This is a genomic window from Brachybacterium epidermidis (assembly GCF_015209585.1).
GTDB classification, from domain to species: Bacteria; Actinomycetota; Actinomycetes; order Actinomycetales; family Dermabacteraceae; genus Brachybacterium; species Brachybacterium epidermidis.
This window is the reverse complement of record NZ_JADEYR010000005.1, coordinates 167439-188374: the sequence shown is the minus strand read 5'-3', so window position 1 is coordinate 188374 and position 20936 is coordinate 167439. Positions and strand designations below refer to the sequence as shown.

Here is a 20936-nt window from a genome sequence, read left to right as displayed (position 1 = left end):
CACTTGCAGGGGGTGCACGGGCCGCGCCCACGATCACCAGGCGTGAGAGGTGCACCCATGTCGGATCCGAACCAGTCGGGCTACATCCACGATTCTTCCGCCGGCTCCGCCTCCGGGAGCCCCGACCCTTACTCTGGTTCCGCCTCCGGGAGCCCTGACCCTTACTCTGGTTCCGCCTCCGGGAGCCCTGACCCTTACTCTGGTTCCGCCTGCGGGAGCCCCGCGGCGCCCGGCGCCACCGCAGGTGCGGGCACGATGTCCGCGGCGCAGGCCGGGAGCGCGCTGCGCCGGATCGGCATCGGCAACCCCTTGCCCACCTTCGTCGTCGGAGCTCTGGCCTACATCGCCGCCCTCGGCGCCGCACTGGTGGTGCTGGCCTCGCTGTTCCTGGCTGCCCTCACCGGCGGGCCCAACGACATCCCGAGCGGCGGCACCGATCCGCTCGGTGCTCCGTCAGGTCCCGGCGGTGGCTCGGGTGCCTCCCCGGGGGACGGATGGCGGGTGATCGTGGGCCTGCTGGGCATCCCGTTCCAGCTGGTGGCCCTGGGCACCTTCGGCTCCTATGGCATGGAGCTCGACCTGGGCTTCCTCGGGAGCATGGAGGCCGGATGGCGGGGGATGCCGCTGCTGATCACGGTGGCGCTGACGGCGACGGCCTTCCTCGGTGCCCGGTTCGTCCAGCGCCGCTGGGGCAGCGGCCGCTGGAGCTCCAACGGCCCGCTCGGTGCCCTGCTGTGGTCGGGGGTCTCCGGCTTCGCGCTGGCGGCGGTCGCACTGCTGGTCACCCGTGTCACGGCCTTCGCCTTCGTCGACGACTCGGTGGGGATGTCGATGTCCATGCACGCGGCCGGGGCGGACATGTTCATGGGCACCTGGCTGCTGAGCGGGCTGGCGCTGTTCCTGGGCCACCTGGCCGGCAGCACCAAGCCGTCCTGGTGGCCGCTGGTCGCGGATCTCGCGGCTGCACCCCGCCTGGCACTGGTGCACGCCCTGACCTTCGCGATCCCCGTCGGTGTGATGGCAGCGGCGGTCAGCGCGATCCGGATGGCCGTCGACGGGGAGGTCGACACCGCGCTCTCCCTGTTCCTGCTGCTGCCGGTCTGGGGGCTCACCGGGCTGGGCGTGCTCGTCGGCCTGGGGATGCTGCTCGTCCCGGTGCACGTGACCACGCGCGGAGACCTCGGTGACTTCGGCAGCGGGCAGCTCGACGAGTTCCTGTGGTTCTTCGACCTGCCCTGGTACGTGTGGATTCCGATGGTGCTGTTCGCTGTGCTGGTGCTGCTGGCGATCCCCCTGCTGTGGAACCGCGATCGGGTGATCGCCAAGGACAACGCCATGGGTGTGATCGCCTCCTGGATCGCCCTGCCCGTCGCCTACTTCGTGTGCTCGCTGGTGCTGCTGGCGCTGGTGTGGACCAGTGTGCGGGTGGAGATGGGAATGCTGGGCGATGGTGCATTCGCGCTGGCCCTGGGTGCGTGGATGCCGCTGGTGGCCTTCGTGATCGGCGCGATCGTGGAGCTGCTGGCCCGCTTCGTGGCCCCGCTGGTGGACCGCTTCGTGCCCGGGGTGCTGTTGGGCTGGTTCCGTCGTTCTGAGCGGCTCCGACGGGCCGAGACCGCTGCAAGTAACACTCCGTAACAGCATGTAGCGCATCGGGTGGGTACGCTGGCCGCGACGACTGCACGTCCCGCCGCAGGAGGCCCGATGGACCGCAACCCGTTCACCCCCGGCTTCGGGCTCACTCCGCCGGTGCTGGCCATGCAGGGCACCCCGGTGGAGGACTTCACCGAGGCCCTGGAGGGCACCCGCCCGGCCGGCCATCGCTCCGTGCTGATCTCCGGTGCCCGCGGTGTGGGCAAGACGGTGCTGCTGTCCCAGTTCCACGACGTCGCCGAGGAGGTGGGCTGGGAGGTCATCGTGCTGCACACCTCCTCGGACTCCCTGGCCGAGGAGCTGCGCGGCCGCGCCGTGCACGTGCTGCGGGACCTGGATCCCCAGGCGAGCAGCTCCCGCCTCACCTCCGCGAGCATCACCGCGATGGGCGCGGGGGCGAGCGTGGGGCGGGAGGTCAGCAGCCGGTACGACGAGGAGGAGGTGCCGCTGGCGGTGCTGCTGGACCGCCTGGCGTCCCTGGCCTCGCTGCGCGGCGGCGGGCTGCTGGTGCTGCTGGACGAGGTGCAGTCGGCTGATCCGGAGCAGGTCCACGTTATCACCCAGCACATGCAGGACCTGGGGCAGCGCGGCCACGCGGCCGGCTTCGTGGCCGCAGGGGTGCGGGCGGGCGTGGACGAACTGCTCGCCAATCCCAAGACCACGTTCCTGCGCCGCGCCCACCAGGTGGAGATCGGCAGCGTGGACGTGGGCACGGCCGCGCAGGTCATCATGACCACGGTCGCCGACACCGACAAGCACATCACCCCCGAGGCGGCCGTGCGCGCCGGCGATATCTCCCAGGGCTACCCGTACCTGATCCAGGTGGTCGGCGCCGAGGCCTGGCAGCGCAGCGGCACCGAGGAGACGATCGAGGTGGAGGACGTGGAGGGTGCGCGCGAGTACGCGATCGATGCCATGGTGCACAACGTGCACGGCCCCGCTCTGCGCGACATCACCGGTCGCAAGAACGACTACCTGATGGCCATGCTCGAGGACGACGGCCCCTCCGCGGTGGCCGACATCGCCCGCCGCATGGGCATCGACCTGAACAACCAGAACGTGTACCGGGCACGCCTGATCGCCGACGAGATGATCCGTCCCGCCGGCCGCGGCCTGGTGGAGCTGGCCATGCCGTACCTGCGCGATGCGCTGCTGCGCCGGCAGGAGGGCGGACGCTCCGCCCTGGCGCACGGCCCGGCGAGGGTTGCCAGGCCGGTCAGGCGTCGGCCTCCGCGGGGTTCCGGCGGACGAACAGGCTGATCACCACGGTCACCACACCCAGTCCGGCCGAGATCAGGAACGCCAGGGAGGTGCCCTGGGCGATGCCGTCGATCGGGGCGCCGCCCTGGGCGGCGACCCCGGCCGCGACCCGGCTCATCAGGGCCACCATCACGGCGGCACCCGTGGCTCCGGCCACCTGCTGCACGGTGCCAACGAACGATCGCCGAGCCGTGACCGTACAGGGGCGCGGGCAGTGCCCCGAGCCGTGGTGAGCAGCGGCGTGAGCACCAGCGCCAGGCCGGCCGACATGGTGACCCGCTGGGGACTCCGTGACCCGCTGGGGACTCCGTGACCCGCTGGGGACTCCGTGACCCGCTGAGGACTCCGTGACCCGCTGAGGACTCCGTGACCTGCCGAGGACCCCGTGACCCGCTGAGGACTCCGTGACCCGCTGAGGACTCCGTGACCCGCTGAGGACTCCGTGACCCGCTTGGGGCACTGAGAGTGGAGCGCATCTGAGAACCAATTGTGGTTCTGAGGTGCGCCCCGCTCTCAGTCCCCGAGTGGAGCGCATCTGAGAACCAATTGTGGTTCTGAGGTGCGCCCCGCTCTCAGTCCCCGAGCACGCACCTGGAGCGGGTTCCGGCTCGCCGGCGTGCACGGGCGGGAATCCCCCGTGGGACGAGGTGTGGGCTGAGCCGACAGGCGAGTGGCGGTCCCGAGCGGTGGCGGTCCCGAGCGGTGGCGGTCCCGAGCGGTGGCGGTCCCGAGCGGTGGCGGGGCGTGGCTGTGGATCGGTTCAGCGCCGACGCAGTCGAGCGGGCAGTTCCCGCAGTCGCTCGATGGGGAGGAACGCCGCCCAGCAGATCACAGTGGGCAGGAAGTGGATTCCCAGGGCGATGAAGGTGGTCAGATGGAACCCCACGAACACCGCCACCGCGAGGTAGAGCGCCTTGCCGCGCAGGAACAGGACCACGGGGGAGAGGGTCTCCATCGCCACCGCCGCCCACTGGGCGGGCACGAAGATCCACGGCGTCTCCAGCGTCCACTGCACGAAGATCGAGCCGCGCCGCACCACCGCCCACGCCAGGATCGCGCTGTTCGCCCAGGCGATCGGAGAGCCGGAGTAGATCCACTTGACCAGCACCGACAGGAAGTAGGTGGCGACCACCGCCAACTGGATGCACCGCAGCGCCCATCCCGCGGCTTCGCTGGGGGTGTCGTCGTGCCAGCCGCGTGAGGGCACCGTGGGCAGCACCCACACCGCCACCATCAGCGCCAGATGATCGTGCGACACGTATCCGTAGCCCTGGCTGTACAGCATCCAGATCCCGAAGGCGACGCCCACCACCATGCCGGCGATCCGTGGAAATCGGCCCAGCATCGCCATCAGGCACGCCACCACGATCACCACCAGCAGTGCGTACGCGAGCCCGGTTGTCACCGGAGGCAGGTGCAGCAGGCGGGCCAGCAGCAGCGGCCGGTAGTAGTGCGCGTTGCCGGCGTGGGAGGGCACGTCGTTCGCGATCAGGAGCACGTCCACGATCACGAAGGCGTAGACGATCGTGCGCAGTGCCGTGATGCGGGAGGCGGGCAGCGCCGGGATCAGCAGGCCAAGGAGCGTCGACGCGCCGGTCGGTGTGCGTTCCGAGGTGGCCCGACCGGTCTGGTCGGCACTCGAGGCCGCGGGTGTCGTCATTCGCTCGCCCTCCAGCGCACCACTTCGACGAACTCCGGCTCCCCGTGCGGCGCGCCGTCCTTCAGGTGGGTGATGCGCTGGCACAGGATCAGCTCCGTCAGCGGCGGCTCGTCGGGATGGCGGCGGTCGTACTCCGCGGCCAGAGGGGCGAGGCGATCCGGGTCCGCCACGATCTCGCGCTGGTGGTTCTCCACGTCGCCGCGCTGGATTCCCACGGACCGGTTGCCGAAGGGGATGTCGAAGGGCTCGCCCCCCTCGCGCACACCCTGCAGGCACGTGTTGACCACCTGCCCGTTCGGATCGGTGCCCTTGGAGTACTGGTCCAGCGAGCCGAAGGGGAAGAAGTCATTGGTGCGCAGGAACTGGCCCGCCAGCAGCACCGCCATCAGGGCCAGCATCAGCACGATCCTCCAGGCACGCGACACGGTGGGGAGGGTACGGGGAGGGCGGTGGGCGCGGGAGGGCGCTGCGCTCACTCATTGCGCGAGCATAGCGCGGCCCCGGCGACCCGCGGCGAGCACGCTCATGGCCCCAGGCGCATCCAGGCATCGCCCCGCACACGCACCCCCAGAGAGACCGCGCGGGCGATCATGAACACCAGCGTGCAGGAGATCCACACCCCGGTCAGCGCCCACATCCCCGGCAGGTCCGTCCACGCCACCCAGGCCGCCCCCGGCAGGGTCGCGATCATGGTGAGCACACCCACCCGGGCCAGGTACGGCGCATCGCCGGCACCCATCAGCACCCCATCCAGCACGAACACGTAGCCCGCGATGGGCTGGGCGATGATCAGCACCCACAGGGCCGCTCGCAGGTTCTCCTGCACCGCCACGTCCGGTGTGAACAACGCCGGGGCCGTGTACGAGACCACCAGCAGCAGCACCGCTGTCACCAGACCGCCGCCCACGCCCCAGCTGACCAGGCGCGAGGTCACCGCTCGCACGGTCGCGGTGTCCGATGCACCCAGGTACCGGCCAACCAGGGCCTGACCGGCGATCGCCAGTGCATCCAGGGCCAGGGCGAACAGGTTGAACAGGGTGAGCGCGAGCTGGTGGGCGGCCAGCTGCACCGCCCCCAGGTCGGTGGCAACGAAGGTGGAGACCAGCAGCACCACGCGCAGGGTCAGGGTGCGCACGAACATCGGCACCGAGTCACGGCCCGCAGAGGCCACCTGCTTCAGCTGCGGCCGCAGGCTCACGCCATTGCGCCTCGCCCCCCGGGCCACCACGGTGAGCAGGGCGATCGCCATCCCCCACTCGGCGATGATGGTGCCGATGGCGGACCCGGCGATGCCCAGGTCCAGGCCGAAGATGAGGATCCAGTTCAGCGGCACGTTCACGGTGGCGCCGATGCCCGCCACCACCAGCGGAATGGTGGCCTTCTGCAGCCCCCGCACCAGGCCGGTGGCGGCCTGCACCGCGAGCATGGCCGGCAGGCCGAAGGCGCTGATGTGCAGGTAGGTGCGGGCCTCGGCGAGCACCTCGTCCGTCGGCCCGAACAGGGCCAGCAGCGGATCCCCCGCGGCGAGCAGCAGCAGGCAGCTGAGCGCGCCGATCGCGAGTGCCAGCCAGCAGGCGTCGATCCCGCGGGCGATGGCCTCGGCGCGCCTGCCCGCGCCGAAGGCCCGGGAGACGGCGGCCGTGGTCGAGTAGGCGAGGAACACCGACAGCGCCACCACCGTGGTCACCACCACCGAGGCCAGGCCCAGCCCCGCCAGGGACACGGTCCCCACCCGGGCCACGAACGCGGAATCCACCATCACGAACAGCGGCTGGGCCACCAGGGCGCCGAGGCTGGGGACTGCCAGGCGCAGGATGTCGCGGTCCACGCGACGGCGAGCCTCCCCGGGGTTCTGCTGGAAGGGATCGGCCATGCCTGCGAGTCTCCCACGCCCGCTGTAGATTCATCCCAACAGCACCGGTAGCATCTCGATGGGGGGCCGATGGCCGTGCAGGGGGAGAGCATGTCGGGGGCGACCGAGCGCGTCGAATCCCGTCGCCGACGCCGCCTGTTGGCAGCGATCGCCGTGCTGGCGGACTTCACCCCCGAGGGCGACGTCCCCGCTGAGGGCGCCCAGCACGGGCCGCATCCCAGCGTGATCTCCATCGACGGACGGGTACTGGTGGCCGACGACGGTTCGGTCTCCATCGAGATGTGAGGAGTCACCCATGAACGCCAGATCAGCGCGAGGCAGCGCCAGGGCGACAGCGGTGGTCGCCATGTGCGGTCTGCTGCTGGCATTCGCTGCCGGCTGCGGGCCGCTCCGCTCAGGCGGGGACGACGGTCCGACTGCTGCCGAGGCCGACGAGGGTGCAACGGCAACCGGCACCGAGCCCTCCGACCCGCGACATCCACCCCGGCCCCCACCACCTCAGAGCCGCCATCGCCGCCGTCACTGGACGAATTGCGCAACTCAGCTCTGATGGTTCCTCCGGGATGCGCCGAGTACATGTACTTCGACGGCGAGCACGGGGGCACCGATCCCACCGCGGCTCCCGTGCAGTTCGTCGACGGGGAGGCCCCCGGGAACGCGCCCTCCAGCTCGTACACGCTCGGGGAGGAGGCCACCGCACTGGAGGTGGATGGGCAGGCCCTCTCCATCGTCGTCGTGCACTGCTTCGGCGGTGGCTCGTACACATACCCCGTGATCGCCGCGTACGATCCCGATCTCCACCTCGCAGGCTGGGTCGATCTCCTCGAGGACGGCTACCCCCAGCCCGGCGCCTCACCGAAGCCGTATCTCGAGGACATCACTGTCTCCGGGGCCACGCTCACGTACGTGCACGGCGGCATCGAACTGTTCGGGGACGAGCCCTGCAGCGCCTGCGAGAAGTCCGGTTCCGCCACCATGACCTGGCAGTGGACCGGCGAGGCCTTCACCTCCACCGACGTGGTGGTGCACACCCCCGGCGGTGATGTGCGGGAGCCTGCCATCGGCGACGTCCAGGACGTCGTGGACCTGCTGATCAGCGGTGATGATGCGGCCGCCTCGTACTTCGTCGAGGGAAAGGTGAATCCTGAGCTGGTGGAGGGGCAGACGGACTTCTCGACCATCGGTGACGGGACCCTTGACTTCGGTCGGGCCGATGTGGTTCCTCCCGGCACGCAGGTGCAGTCCTGCGAGGTGATCGGAGGGGGCATGTTCGGGGAGAACCACGGCTATGGCTCGTGGTACCAGAGCTATTTCATGCGCGATGGCTCGGAGATCGCCTACCCCTCCATGGTCGCGGGTTCGAGCGAACCGGTCTATGACACCTTCCCCGGTGACACCGTGTGCCTGCTGCGCAACGATGAGGACCCTCCCCTGGGGGAGTTCTACAACCAGGCCGGGTTCCACCTGGTCCTCAAGGGAACCGAGGACGGCTCAGTGATGGTTCGCGTGATCGGCCTGGGAGCCTTCGGCGCCGAGATCTGACCGTGCTCCGTCTCTGGGCGCAGCTCGGGCAGGGTGATCCACCTTGCCCGTGAACCGCACGGGTGACCAATCACCCACCTTCGTCGGATCCGCCACGGAGGTTGCCGTGAAAGAGTGCGATCGGGACAGTGCGCCCCGTGCTCCGTGAGGTGCTCGGGACGTATGCACGGCCGGTGCCGGCCCGTCCCGGCCTCACGTCTGCGCGCTCCAGGAGCATCCTATGCACCGTCTTGCCACTCTCAGCCTGAACAACCGGGCGTTCATCGCACTGGTGTGCGTGGTCATCGCCATCGTCGGCGCCATGAGCATGACACTGCTGCGCCAGGAGCTGATCCCCTCGGTGTCCCTGCCGCAGATCCAGGTGATCACCACCTCCCCGGGCGCCTCCAGCGAGCAGGTCAAGGACCGCATCAGCGACCCGATCGAGAACGGCGTGCGCGGCCTGGAGAACGTGGAGGCCACCAGCTCCACCTCGCAGTCCAGCCTGTCCATGGTCACCGTGGAGCTCACCTACGGCACCGACATGGCCCGTGCCTCCAACCAGGTCGAGGCAGCCGTCTCCCGCATCGAGGACCAGCTGCCCGAGGGTGCCGAGCCCGAGGTCATCTCCGGCGGCACCGGTGACATCCCCGCCGCCGTGCTGTCGATCTCCTCGGACCTGGACCCCTCCACCCTCGCCGACCGCCTGAACTCCTCGGTGGTGCCCGAGCTGGAGCGCATTGAGGGGGTCTCCGGCGTGATCGTCGTCGGCGCACCGCCGCAGATCGTGAAGATCACCCCCGACGAGCAGGCCCTGGCCGAGCGGGGCCTCAGCACCGGCTCCATCACCGAGGCACTGGACGCCAACGGCCTGTCCATCCCCGGCGGCACCGTCACCGACGGTGACACCTCCCTGGACGTGACCATCGGCCAGCCCATGGAGTCCGTCGAGGACCTGGAGACGATGGTGCTCCTGCCGCCCGAGGGCTCCGACGTGGACCCCGCGCAGGCACCCACCACCCTCGCGGACGTGGCCACCGTGGAGCAGACCCAGCAGGAGGCCACCAGCATCTCCCGCACCAACGGACGCGAGTCGCTGGTGATGGTGGTCAACACCACCGTGGACGGCAACGTGGTCGACGTGTCCGAGGAGGTCAGCGCGGAACTGGCCGACCTGCTTCCCGCCGTGGGCGGCGGCGCCGAGAGCCAGGTCGTCTTCGACCAGGCCCCCTTCATCCAGGAGTCCATCACCGCGCTCGCCGAGGAGGGCCTGCTGGGCCTGCTGTTCGCCGTCGCCGTGATCCTGCTGTTCCTGCGCGCGATCCGACCCACCGCGGTCACCGCGATCTCCATCCCGATGTCGCTGCTGATGGCCTTCGTGGGGATGCTGCTGGCCGACTACACGCTGAACATGCTCACTCTGGCGGCGCTGACCATCTCCATCGGTCGCGTGGTGGACGACTCGATCGTGGTGATCGAGAACATCACCCGCCACCTCACCTACGGCAAGACCAGGATGCGGGCCATCGTGGACGCGGTGCGCGAGGTGGCCGGCGCGATCACCTCCTCCACCCTGGCCACGGTGATCGTGTTCCTGCCGATCGCCGTGATCTCCGGCTGGGCCGGCGAGCTGCTGCGGCCGTTCTCCCTGACCGTCGCTATCGCGATGCTGTCCTCCCTGGTGGTGTCGCTGACGATCGTGCCGGTGCTGGCCTACTGGTTCCTGCGCGCACCCAAGAGCGCCCGGGACATCGACCCCGACGACGCCCACGCCGTGGCCGAGGTGCGCGAGGCCGCCGAGGCCAAGGAGGAGCGCGGCTGGCTGCACCGCCTGTACAGCCCCACCCTGGCGTGGGCGCTGCGGCACCGCTTCCTGGCACTGCTGCTCTCGGTGGCGATCCTGGGCGGCACCGTGGCCCTGTACCCGCTGCTGAAGATCAACATCCTGGGCGACACCGGCCAGAACCTCGCCGCCTACACCCAGACCCTGCCGGCCGGCACCACCCTGGAGGAGTCCAGCGCGAAGGCCGTGGACGCCGAGGAGGCGCTGGCCGAGTTGGACGGCGTCGACGTCGTCCAGACCACCATCGGCGGCTCCCAGTTCGGCTTCGGCGGCGCCACCAACGAGATCACCTACCAGGTCACCACCGATCCCGACGCCGACCAGGAGGCCCTGCGCGAACAGATGCTCACCACGCTGCAGGACCTCCCGGAGGCCGGGGAGATCGAGGACTCCTTCGACGCCGGCGCCATCGGCTCCTCCACCGTGGACATCCTGGTCACCGGCCCCACCCCCGAGGACCGAGAGACCGCCGTCGAGGCGCTCATCGCCGAGCTGGACCCGCTGCCGGACAGCGTCGAGGAGGTCAGCAGCGACCTGGAGGGCGAGCAGCCCACCGCCGTGATCACGGTGGACCGTGAGGCCGCCGCCCAGCGCGGCCTCACCGAGGAGGCCGTGGTGGGCCTGGTGGCCCAGCAGCTGTTCCCGGCCGCCATCGGCCAGGTCACCATCGGCGACGCCGAGCTGGACATCTTCGTCGAGCAGGGCGAGGGCATCGAGACCCTCGACGAGCTCGAGTCCATGCAGATCGCCGGCTTCCCGGTGACCGACGTGGCCACCATCGAGGAGACCCTGGAACGGCCCATGATCCGCTCCCAGAACTCCCTGGAGACGGTCACCGTGTCCCTCACCCCGGCCTCCACCGACGACGTGGGCGCCACCGCCCAGGCCGCCCAGCAGGCGATCGACGCGGTGGACGTGCCCGACGGCGTGCAGGCCACTACCGGCGGCGCCGCCGAGGACCTGCAGACCATCTTCGGCCAGCTGGTGCTGGCCCTGGTGGTCGCGATCCTGCTCACCTACGTGCTGCTGGTGTGGATCTTCAAGTCCCTGATCCAGCCCCTGATCCTGCTGGTGTCCATCCCCTTCGCGGCCACCGGCTCGCTGGGCCTGCTGGTGCTCACCGGGGTTCCCCTGGGCCTGCCTTCCATGATCGGCATGCTGATGCTGGTGGGCATCGTGGTCACCAACGCGATCGTGCTCATCGACCTGGTCAACCAGTACCGGCGTGACGGGATGGAACTGGACGAGGGCCTCATGACCGGCGCTCACAAGCGTCTGCGGCCGATCCTGATGACCTCCGCGGCGACGATCTTCGCGCTGGTGCCGATGGCGCTGGGCATCACCGGCAGCGCCGGGTTCATCGCCCAGCCGCTGGCAGTGGTGGTGATCGGCGGCCTGGTCACCTCCACCCTGCTCACCCTGATCATCGTGCCGGTGCTGTACCGGATCGCCGAGGGCCCGGGGGAGAAGCGCCGCCTGCGCGAACAGGCCCTGGATGAGGAGCGCCGCATCGAGCGGGAGCGCCGGGAGGTCGAGCGGGGACGGGGTGCCGCTGAACGGGCGCAGGGAGCCTCTGGGGTCGGGGGCGTCGGCCGCGTGGGCACTGCGACCACCGAGGCCGAGGGCACTCCTGCCGGGTCGGGCTCGAGCGTCGCCGCCCCGGCCGTCGATGCCTCGGCCGTCGATGCCTCGGCTGTCGAGGCCTCGGGCCGTGCCGGTGCCGCCGGAGTCGCGCCCGGCACGGTGGAGCGCGGGCACACGGCCACGCAGCGCCGTTCCCTGAAGGAGCGCGGCGGGCTGGTGGGAATCCTGAAGGGCCGCCTGCGCAGGGACTGAGGAGTCGGCGGCGGCATACCATGCCGTCATGCCCGCCATGCGCCCCCGCCGCAGCATCCTGCGCACCGCAGCAGGGGGTTGGACGGTGCGCACGCGTGTGCTGTCGGCACTGCTGGCCTTCATGGCGGGTGGTCTGGCGATCACCGGGGTGCTCACGCCCTGTGGCGCTCCGTCACCACGTTCAGCCGATGGTCGACTGATTGGTAGGTTCAGGGCGTGAGCGCTCTGGGTCCCGACAGCCTCCCCGCCCCCGGGGACGTCGCGGGCTCCCTGGCGCCGCCGCAGCTCGACGATCTGAGGGTCGCCCTGCGCCCGCCGGAACTGCCGACTCCCACCCCGCACGACGCGCTCAGCGCTGCCCATCGCGTCATGGACCTGCTGCATGCCGAGCAGTACCGCGACGCCGTGCGCGTGGCCGAGGTGCACCTCGAGCGCACTCGTGAGCAGACCGGTCCCACGGCTCCCCAGGATCGGCTCGAACTGCTGCGCGCCAGGCTGGTGGCCACCGTGATGATCGGTGGCGCTGAGGCGTGCGAGCAGGCCGCGGCGGATCTGGTGGGCCACCTGCGCCGCACCGGCCACCGCGCCCAGGCTGCCGCCACGGCGACGGTGCTACTGGAGCACGTGCCCCACTGGCGGGGGGAGGTGCGCAGCGCTGCCGCGCCCTCGGCGGTCCCCGTCTCCGAGCAGTCCGCCTCCGCGCCGGGGCGCCGACGCGGCAGCCGCACCGCGGTGAGCCCCGAGCTGCTGGCAGTGGTGCGCGGTCTGCAGTCGCCCCTCCTGCGGGGCCGGGTGGACCGGGCCGGGGGTGCGCTGGAGCCCTCGCAGCGCTGGGGCGGCAACGACCCGCGCATCGAGGTGCGCCTGCTGGGGGCGGCCCTGCAGTCCCTTCCCGCAGTGCGCGAGGAACTGCTGGGCGACCCCCGGCCCCTGCTCACGATCCGCCTGGCACAGGCCTACGAAGGGATCGGGGACCTCGCCACCGCCACCTCGCTGGCCCTGGACGTGCTCGAGGGGATGGAGCAGCTCGAGGTCGCCGGCGAGGCGGTCCCGGACCCGCAGCGTGCCCGCACCTCCGCCCACGCCCTGCTGGCGCGCACCCTGGGACAGACCCATCCGGTATTGGCCGCGCATCACGCGGTCGACGCCCTGCTCAGCCTGCGCACCGTGGATGACCCGCCGCTGCGGATCGGCCTGATCACCGACCTGCTGAACGCACTGATGGCGGCCGGGCTGACCGCTCACGCCTCCTTCACCGCGGGGCGCCTGCTGTCCCTGCAGCGCACCCTGAAGCGCGATGCCCACCGCACCGCACCCCTGCTCGCGGTGGCCGCCCAGCGCATCAGCGCCGAGCGGTACGACGCCGCCTGGGTGCCCTTGGAGCAGGCCCGCCTGATCGGTCGCCAGGAGCGGGACCGGCGATGCGGCCTGGAGGCCGCCCGCCTCGCGGCCAGCATCCACGAGCGCACCGGTGACCTGCGCGGCTCCCTGGTGGAACTGCGCCAGGTGGCGGCCGACGCGCACTGGCTGGCCGATGACCTCGCCACCTCCGCGTCGGAGCGCTCCCGCCTGGTGCTGGCCGAGCTGCAGGCCCAGTCCCTGGTGATGCGCCGGGCGATGGACCTGGAGCAGACGGCCCTGGCACTGTCGGCGGCCGCGGCGATCGAGCGCCGCACCCGCGACGACGGTGGACGCCCCGTGCTGCCGGCCGAGACGCTCTGGGACCACCGGGTCGATGCACTGGTGGGCCGTTTCATCGCCGTGGCCGCCGCCGCGGGACGCGGGGAGGACGGCGTGGAGGCGAGCGACGTCGACCAGCGCCGGCTCGAGGCTCTGCGGGCCATCGACCAGATGCCCCCCGGGCACGACGACCGTGCCCGCTACTGGGCCGCCTACCTGGACGAACGCCACGCCGCCCTGCTCGCCGAGCGCGGCGAGCACACCCAGGCGCAGAAAGTGGCGCACCGGGCCCATGAGGGATGGCTGGCCATCGGCGCCCAGGAGGATGCCGAGCGGGTGGCAGCACTGATCGAGGGGCTCGGCGCGGGGAAGTGAGCCAGACAATGAAAAACCCGACCCCTGAGGGGTCGGGTGGTGTGGATCCAATCTAAGCCCGAGTCATCCGAATAGACAACTCTCCGACCGCGGAACGTGTCTGGTCAGTCGACCTGGCATCGACGTCGGTGCGGTCTCCGCGGTGAACTCGCAGCTCATCGAGGACGGCAAGGACGCTGGATACTGTCAACTCCACAGTGTGAAACCTACTCTGACGATTGCAAGTGTGCAAGTGTTTGTTCGGGTGCGAATATGCAGGTGAGCGGAGCGTTGAAGGTGGTGTCATAGCGTCGAAGCAACACTCCCGGTCGGCGGGGGTCTGATCGGTGGAGTGTGCGGATGGCGCGGGTGGGGTTGTCGTTCAGTGACAGGTCGGAGATCTCGACGGCCTCGAAAGCGGGCTGGTCGGTGCGGAGGATCGCCCGTCACCTGGGGCGTTGCCCGTCGGTGATCTCGCGGGAGCTTCACCGGAACTCGACGAAGACCCGCGGCTACCAAGCCGTGACCGCAGACGTCAGAGCGCAGCGTCGGCGGGCTCGCCCGCAGCAGCGGAAGGTCGCTCGGGATCCGGTGCTGCAGGCGCGGGTGGAGGCGGATCTGGCCGCGTCGTGGACGCCGAACGAGATAGCGGGCCGGTTGCGTCTGGAGGCCGCAGACCCGACCGTTGAACGCATGGCGAACTCTCCTGACGCACGCGGCCGAACCGTCTCCGGTGAGGCTATCTACCAGTACATCTACGCAATCCCGAAGGGTGAGCTCGCCCGCAAGGGCATCTTCCTGCAGTCCAAGCGGACCAAGCGCAGGCCCCGCACCACCGGTCGGTCTCGGGGCGGCCCGATCGTGGGGATGGTGCCACTGAGCGAGCGGGGTGAGGACGCCGCCCAGCGTCGGGTGCCGGGGCACTGGGAGGGTGACCTGATCATCGGGAAGAACGGCACCTCGTGCGCGGCGACGTTGGTGGAGCGGATGAGCGGGTTCACCGGGCTGCTGGCCCTGCCCTCGAAACACGCCGAGCCAACCGCTGACGCGGTCATCGAGTTTTTCAACGACCTGCCCGAGATGATGAAGGCATCGTTGGCGTGGGACCAGGGCAGCGAGATGGCCCAGCACGCGAAGGTCTCCCTGGCCACGGCGATGCCGGTCTACTTCGCCGATCCCCACTCGCCCTGGCAGAGGCCCAGCAACGAGAACACGAACCGGCTCTACCGGGAGTATCTGCCCAAGGGCACGGTGATCCCCGATCACCAGCCCTACCTCACCACCATCGCCGAGGAGATCAACAATCGACCCCGCCGCCGACTGGGCTATCTCACGCCCACCGAGGCATTCGCTCGACTGCTCGCCGGCGAGCCCCATGTTGCTTCGACGCCTTGACATCGCCGAAGGTCAAAGTCCCACAGCATTCACAGTGACAGTCCGAACAGATTGTGAAGTGTCAGTCTGGTTGACTGGCGAGAGTGTCAACCAGGCACGTCGAACCGGACGGACGAGAACCCGATCAGGCCCTGGAAAGGATGCGTGGGATCGGACATGCCATCCCTCAGCTGCCGTCCGGCTCGCCCATGGTGCCGCTCAGCACCGCGATCACCGCATCGGGCTCCACCGACGGGTTCACGAAGGCCAGGCGCAGCGCCGGCTCCCCCTGGAAGGCTGTGGGCACGCACAGCATCACGCCCTCCTTCGCCAACCGGTGGGACCAGCGACGGTAGGCCTCGAGGTCCCAGCCGGGGCGGCGGAACACCACCACCGACAGCTCCGGCTCCAGCAGCAGCTCCAGATGCTCGCTGTCCCGGATCGCGGCGGCGACGGTGCGCGCGGTGGCCAGGCAGCGCTCCACAGCCCGGGTGTACGCCTCGGTGCCGTGCGTGGCAAGGGAGTACCACAGCGGCAGTCCGCGCGTGCGGCGCGAGAGGTGCGCGGCGAGGTCGGCCGGGTTGGACTCGCCGCGGTCGATCGAGTCCAGGTACGCGGCGTGCTGGGCATGCGCCTCCGCCGCGGGGCGCGGGTCGCGGTACAGCAGGGCGCAGCAGTCATACGGCGCGAACAGCCACTTGTGGGGGTCCACGATGAAGCTGTCTGCCTGCTCGATCCCGTCGAAGCGGTGGCGGGCACTGGGCGCGGTCAGCGCCGCGCCGCCGTAGGCGCCGTCCACGTGCACCCAGGCGCCGTGGCGGTGCGCCACCTCGACCACCGAGGCGATGTCGTCGACGATCCCGGCATTGGTGGTGCCGCCGGAGGCCACCACCGCGCAGATCCTCTCATCGGCCGCCAGCAGCGGCTCCAGCGCCTCGCCGGTGAGGTGCCCGTTGGCATCGACGGGCACCATCACCACGTCCATGTCCAGCAGCCGCGCGGCTGAGGAGATCGAGGAGTGGGCGGTGGAGGCGCAGGCCAATGCCCAGCCTCCGGCAGGTTTCCCACCGCGGGTGCGGCGGGCGTGCTCACGTGCGGTGGCCAGGGCCGAGAGGTTCCCGTTGGTGCCCCCGGAGACGAACACCCCGGCCGCATCCGACGGCCAGCCCAGCAGATCGGCCAGCCAGCGCAGCACCTGGTTCTCGGCGAAGATCGCCCCGGCGCCGCCCTCCCACAGCCCGCCGAACACGTTCGCAGCCGAGACCACCGTGTCGAAGGCGACCGCGGCCCGAGTGGGGGCTGCAGGGATGTAGGCGAGGTTCATCGGGTCGTCGGAGGCTCGGGTGGCGGGCAGCAGCACCTGGTCGAACAGCTCCATCGCCCGCTGGGCGCCGATGCCCTGCGCGGTGATGGTCTGCCCGGCCTGCTCCTGCAGCTCCTGGGCGCTGCGGGCGGTGGCCTTTGGGTCCGAGGCCAGCGCGGTGTGCGCCGCCGCCCACTCCAGCGCGATGCTCACCGCCTCCCGCTCATCGCCCCACACCGGCGAGGGCGGGCGGTGCCACTGCAGGGCGTGCGAGGCCTGCGCGAAGGCCGTGCGCTCCTCGTTGTGCGAGGTGGTGCGGGCGTCGCGGGCGGGGTGGTGGGGCTTGGGCGGTGTGATCACGCCCTGCATCGTTGCACGAGCTGTTCATGTGAATGCCTGCGAGGCGTACCGTAGAGGCTGCACGGACCGTGCCTGCGACTGCCCACCGGACTCATGAGTAGCGCCGACGATGGCCGACGACGACTTCGACAATCCCCTCTCCCACCCGAAGTTCGAGATCCGCCATGAGCTCAACGACTCCCGGTTCGTCGCCGTCGAGGGTGAGGACGTGGTGGGGATGCTGACATACGAGCGCACCGGCGACAGGGTGAGCCTGCTGCACACCGTCACCGATCCGGGCCATCGCAGCGAGGGGATCGCCTCGGCCCTGGTGCGCACGGCCTTCACCGACGCGCGGGCCGCCTCGATGCGCGTGGCCGTGATCTGCCCGTTCGTCGAGAGCTGGCTGGCACGTCACCCCGAGCAGGAAGACATCGTGGTGGATGAGGGCGCCGGGCGGTGACCGCAGCTGACCGGTGGGGACACCGGCCGGGCGCTGACGCCGGCGGGCCGGAGACAACGGCCAGGCTGCCCTTCCTGGCCTGGCTCTCCAGCGTCTCCTGGCTGTCCTAGTTGTCCTCGCGGTCCAGCGATGCGGCGAGATCCTCGGCGGTGCGTCGCAGGAACCCGATCACCACGTCCCTCTCCTGAGCCGTGAGAACGGTTGCGGCCCGCATGCGGCTGGCCTGGGTGCGGCCCATCGTGTCCATCGCGGCCGCGCGGGTGGAGGGGGAGACCGTCAGGGTCTGAGCGCGACGGTCGGAGGGGTGGCGGTGGCGCACCACGTGTCCGTCCGCCTCCAGCTTCGCGATCATCTTCGCGACGGCAGCGGTGGAGATGCCCAGTCGTTCCGCCAGCACCGTGGGCGTGGCCAGGGTGCCGTCGTTCTCGGCCACCATCAGCACGTGGATCGCTCGCATCGCGGTGGCGTTGAGCTTCATGTACTGCTGCGAGGCGTCCATGATCCGACGCTCCACGTCCCGCAGCGCCCCCATCGCCCCGAACAGCTCGCCGATCTGGGCGAGCTCCCCAGGGGAGAGCGCCTCGTGGTCGAACAGCTCTCCATGGGGATCGTTCGACGTCGGTGAGTAGAGGTTCTGGTTCACGTCTCTCTCGTCGTGCAGGATGAGGGCGGCCGCCATGGGGTTGACCGGCGGGTCGAGGCGGACGCAGATGTGTCCGAATCACCCCGCAGGAATCCACAACACTGTAGACCTCTTGCGAGGTGCATGGACTACGATGAACAAGCCGCTAACTAACGACGTTAGCAATCTTCTCCCTCGTGCCGCCCGGGTCACAGGTCCCGGCAGCTGCCACCCCGCACGCAGGCGACAGCCGTGGAAGGTGCCCGATGCCCACTGACTCCCCACCCCCCACGTCCTCCCACCGCGTGGATAACGGCAGCACCCGCGGGGTCGGTGATGGCAATTCCGCCGGACAGGGCGGCGGCAGCACCCGGGGGATCGGCGATGACAAGCCCGCCGGGCACGGCGACGGCAAGCCCCGCGGGACGGGCGACGGCAAGGCCCGCGGGAAGGCACGCCTGCTGCGCGTCGTCGTGCCCGCCGTACTGGTGCTGGTGTGGCTGACCCTCGCGGGCATCGGCGGTCCCTTCTTCGGCCGCATCGGGGAGGTCTCCTCCAACGACCCCACCACCTACCTGCCCTCCAGCGCGGAGTCCACCGCCGTGCAGGAGGCCCAGGCCGGATTCTTCGAGTCCGACGAGATCCCCGCCATCGTGGTCGCGCAGAGCGCCGACGGCAGCGAGCTCACCGAGGAGCAGATCGACGAGTTCACCGAGGTCATCGAATCGGTCACCGCAGATGCGCAGGCCGTGGGCGAGGCGTCCCCGCCCATCCCCTCCGAGGACGGCCAGGCCCTGCAGGTCTTCGTGCCGATCGATGCGGACGTCGAGGCCGGCGAGACCGTCGACTCCCTCCGCGAGGGCCTCAAGGGCACCGTCGACGGGATCGACGTGTACGTCACCGGGCCCGCCGGGTTCTCGGCGGATCTCACCGAGGCCTTCGCCGGCATCGACGGCCTGCTGCTGATCGTGGCCTTCGCCGTGGTGCTGGTGATCCTGCTGATCGTGTACCGCGCGGTGATCCTGCCGCTGCTCGTGCTCACCAGTTCCCTGTTCGCCCTGTGCGTGGCGGTGCTGGTGAACTGGCTGCTGGCCGACGCCGGCCTATTCCTGCTCAACGGCCAGGTGCAGGGCATCCTTTTCATCCTGGTGATCGGGGCCGCCACCGACTACGGGCTGCTGCTGACCGCCCGCTACCGCGAGGAGCTCGAGCGCAGCCGCGACCACGTCACGGCCCTGAAGTCCGCCTGGAAGGGCGCGGTCGAGCCGATTATCGCCTCCGGCGGCACCGTGATCGCCGGCCTGCTGTGCCTGCTGCTGAGCGACCTGGAGTCCAACCGCGCCCTGGGTCCCGTGGCCTCCGTGGGCATCCTCTGTGCGATCCTGGCCGCCCTCACCCTGCTGCCCAGCCTGCTCGCGCTGTTCGGGCGAGTGGCCTACTGGCCCCGCGTCCCCCGCTACGCCGGCGAGGAGGCCCAGGGCGAGCAGGCCGACGCCCGCGCCGACCAGTCCCTGGAGCAGGTGGTCGAGGGCCACGGCGTGTACGGCCGCATCGGCAAGTACACCGTGGGCCATCCCCGCCGGATCTGGGTGGGCGTGACCCTGCTGCTGATCCTGGGCGCGGCGTTCTTCCCGACCCTGAAGGCAGAAGGCGTCGCCCAGAGCGACCTGATCCTCACCGCCTCCGACGCCCGCGACGGCCAGGAGGTGCTCTCCGAGCACTTCCCCGGCGGCTCCGGCACCCCGGCGTACATCCTGGCCCCGGAGGAGGACGCCGAGGAGGTCGCCCAGACCGCCCTGGACCTGGAGGGCGTGGAGTCCGTCTCCCTCACCGCCAACGACGACCCGGCCGGTCAGCTCTCCTTCCAGGACGGCGAGTTCGTCGGCTCCATCCCCGATCCCAACGCTCCGGTCGCCGAGCCGACGGTCTCGGAGGGCAAGGTGCTTCTCCAGGCCACCCTCACCGACGCCTACGACTCCGCCGCCGCCCAGGAGACGGTGCGCGAGCTGCGCGAGGCCTACGGAGATGACGTGCAGGTGGGCGGCAACACCGCCACCGACGTCGACACTGACGACGCCTCCATCCACGACCGCAACCTCATCATCCCGATCGTGCTGGCGGTGATCGCCCTGATCCTGATCGCCCTGATGCGCGCCATCGTGGCGGCGCTGATGCTGGTGATCACGACGGTGCTGAGCTTCGCCGCCGCGATGGGTGTGGCGGCGCTGGTGTTCAACCACGTGCTGGACCTGCCCGGCGCCGATCCGGCCGTGCCGCTGTACGGATTCGTGTTCCTGGTGGCACTGGGCATTGACTACAACATCTTCCTGATGACGCGCGTGCGGGAGGAGAGCGAGCGTCACGGCACCCGCGAGGGCATCATCCGCGGCGTCGCGCTCACCGGCGGCGTGATCACCTCGGCCGGCGTCGTGCTGGCCGCCACGTTCGCCGCGCTCGTGGTGATCCCGATCCTGTTCCTGCTGCAGCTGGCCTTCATCGTGGCCCTCGGCGTACTCGTGGACACCTTCCTGGTGCGCACCCTGCAGGTGCCCGGCATCGCCACCGAGCTGGGCCGCCACCTGTGGTGGCCCCGCAAGCTCGCGGCCGACGGGCACGGCGGCACCGCCGCCGCCCATAAGGTGGTCGAGCACGATCGGGGGGCCGAGGACGGTGCCGATGCCGCGGTCTCCAGTGCGCCCACCTCCGAGCGCGACTCCGTGCGCGATGCCGAACCAGCCACGAATCGGGACACCGAACGCCCCGTGGATCAGGACATCGAGCCCACCACGGAGGAGGAGCCTGCCCACGGTTCACCGGAGGCCATCGAGAAGGCTGCCGAGGAGCTGGGCACCGGTCACGGCCGGCGCCGTAAGGAGACCTGAGGGTCGCCCGGATCGGGCGGCGGGCCCACCGCCCGATCCAGACTCTGCACGGGCCCGGCGGGCCTGCCGGACCCGTGCGGAGAAACGTCGGGGGTGGCGTGACGGTCGACGTGCGAGCAGTTGGCGTTATGGATGCCTCATAGCACCAACTGCTCGCACGTCGACGCGGGGTGGGTCATCCGACGGGGACCGGGGCATGGCCCGGCCGGCGGGCTTGGGGCCAGCGCGCTCCGCGCATGGCCCGGCCGGCGGGCTTGGGGGCCAGCGCGCTCC

General features: G+C 70.5%; 15 protein-coding genes. 9 read left to right on the top strand and 6 right to left on the bottom strand.

Annotated elements, in window-relative coordinates; translation table 11 throughout:
- Nucleotides 1–255 precede the first annotated feature (255 nt).
- Both IOE58_RS07240 and IOE58_RS07235 read left to right on the top strand, forming a co-directional pair.
- Nucleotides 256–1638 carry a hypothetical protein gene (locus IOE58_RS07240; RefSeq protein ID WP_193865723.1) on the top strand — a complete coding sequence of 461 codons (1383 nt, stop codon included), beginning with the start codon at nucleotides 256–258 and terminating at the stop codon, nucleotides 1636–1638.
- A 66-nt stretch (nucleotides 1639–1704) separates the two neighbouring features.
- Nucleotides 1705–2913 (top strand): ATP-binding protein, encoded by a 1209-nt coding sequence (locus tag IOE58_RS07235; RefSeq protein WP_193865722.1) that lies wholly within the window; start codon nucleotides 1705–1707, stop codon nucleotides 2911–2913.
- Here the strand turns inward: IOE58_RS07235 and IOE58_RS07230 are convergent.
- The 4 genes from IOE58_RS07230 to IOE58_RS07215 form a co-directional block, all read right to left on the bottom strand.
- The gene (locus IOE58_RS07230) at nucleotides 2870–3070 is read right to left on the bottom strand and encodes a hypothetical protein (protein WP_193865721.1); all 201 of its coding nucleotides are present in this window, start codon (nucleotides 3068–3070) and stop codon (nucleotides 2870–2872) included. The genes IOE58_RS07235 and IOE58_RS07230 overlap by 44 nt on opposite strands.
- A gap of 603 nt (nucleotides 3071–3673) precedes the next feature.
- Nucleotides 3674–4573, bottom strand: coding sequence for an HTTM domain-containing protein (locus IOE58_RS07225; RefSeq protein ID WP_228019181.1), 900 nt, complete (start codon nucleotides 4571–4573; stop codon nucleotides 3674–3676).
- On the bottom strand, nucleotides 4570–4998 hold the full coding sequence (locus tag IOE58_RS07220) for a hypothetical protein (protein ID WP_348981916.1): 429 nt from the start codon (nucleotides 4996–4998) through the stop codon (nucleotides 4570–4572). Before IOE58_RS07220 ends, IOE58_RS07225 begins: the two co-directional genes overlap by 4 nt.
- A 98-nt stretch (nucleotides 4999–5096) precedes the next feature.
- Nucleotides 5097–6446, bottom strand: coding sequence for an MATE family efflux transporter (locus IOE58_RS07215; RefSeq protein ID WP_228019179.1), 1350 nt, complete (start codon nucleotides 6444–6446; stop codon nucleotides 5097–5099).
- Between the two features lie 90 nt (nucleotides 6447–6536).
- On the opposite strand from IOE58_RS07215, the gene IOE58_RS07210 reads away from it, so the two are divergent.
- The 5 genes from IOE58_RS07210 to IOE58_RS07190 all read left to right on the top strand — a co-directional run bounded on the left by IOE58_RS07210 (nucleotide 6537) and on the right by IOE58_RS07190 (nucleotide 15075).
- Nucleotides 6537–6731 (top strand): hypothetical protein, encoded by a 195-nt coding sequence (locus tag IOE58_RS07210; RefSeq protein ID WP_193865720.1) that lies wholly within the window; start codon nucleotides 6537–6539, stop codon nucleotides 6729–6731.
- A 264-nt stretch (nucleotides 6732–6995) separates the two neighbouring features.
- Entirely contained in the window at nucleotides 6996–7988 is a 993-nt protein-coding gene (locus IOE58_RS07205) for a hypothetical protein (protein ID WP_193865719.1), read from the top strand.
- Between the two features lie 220 nt (nucleotides 7989–8208).
- The gene (locus IOE58_RS07200; RefSeq protein ID WP_193865718.1) at nucleotides 8209–11646 is read left to right on the top strand and encodes an efflux RND transporter permease subunit; all 3438 of its coding nucleotides are present in this window, start codon (nucleotides 8209–8211) and stop codon (nucleotides 11644–11646) included.
- 216 nt (nucleotides 11647–11862) lie between these two features.
- Complete coding sequence (locus tag IOE58_RS07195; RefSeq protein ID WP_193865717.1) at nucleotides 11863–13701, top strand: hypothetical protein; 1839 nt, start codon at nucleotides 11863–11865, stop codon at nucleotides 13699–13701.
- Between the two features lie 339 nt (nucleotides 13702–14040).
- Nucleotides 14041–15075, top strand: a complete 1035-nt coding sequence (locus IOE58_RS07190) for an IS30 family transposase (protein ID WP_193865716.1) — start codon at nucleotides 14041–14043, stop codon at nucleotides 15073–15075.
- 166 nt (nucleotides 15076–15241) lie between these two features.
- On the opposite strand, the gene IOE58_RS07185 is transcribed toward IOE58_RS07190, so the two are convergent.
- On the bottom strand, nucleotides 15242–16726 hold the full coding sequence (locus tag IOE58_RS07185; protein WP_396121479.1) for a pyridoxal phosphate-dependent decarboxylase family protein: 1485 nt from the start codon (nucleotides 16724–16726) through the stop codon (nucleotides 15242–15244).
- 100 nt (nucleotides 16727–16826) lie between these two features.
- On the opposite strand from IOE58_RS07185, the gene IOE58_RS07180 reads away from it, so the two are divergent.
- A complete protein-coding gene (locus IOE58_RS07180; RefSeq protein WP_193865715.1) occupies nucleotides 16827–17159 on the top strand; it encodes a GNAT family N-acetyltransferase in 333 nt (110 codons plus the stop codon).
- A gap of 106 nt (nucleotides 17160–17265) precedes the next feature.
- On the opposite strand, the gene IOE58_RS07175 is transcribed toward IOE58_RS07180, so the two are convergent.
- Entirely contained in the window at nucleotides 17266–17838 is a 573-nt protein-coding gene (locus IOE58_RS07175) for a MarR family winged helix-turn-helix transcriptional regulator (RefSeq protein ID WP_193865714.1), read from the bottom strand.
- A gap of 209 nt (nucleotides 17839–18047) precedes the next feature.
- On the opposite strand from IOE58_RS07175, the gene IOE58_RS07170 reads away from it, so the two are divergent.
- A complete protein-coding gene (locus IOE58_RS07170; RefSeq protein ID WP_193865713.1) occupies nucleotides 18048–20663 on the top strand; it encodes an MMPL family transporter in 2616 nt (871 codons plus the stop codon).
- The last annotated feature ends 273 nt before the right edge of the window (nucleotides 20664–20936 follow it).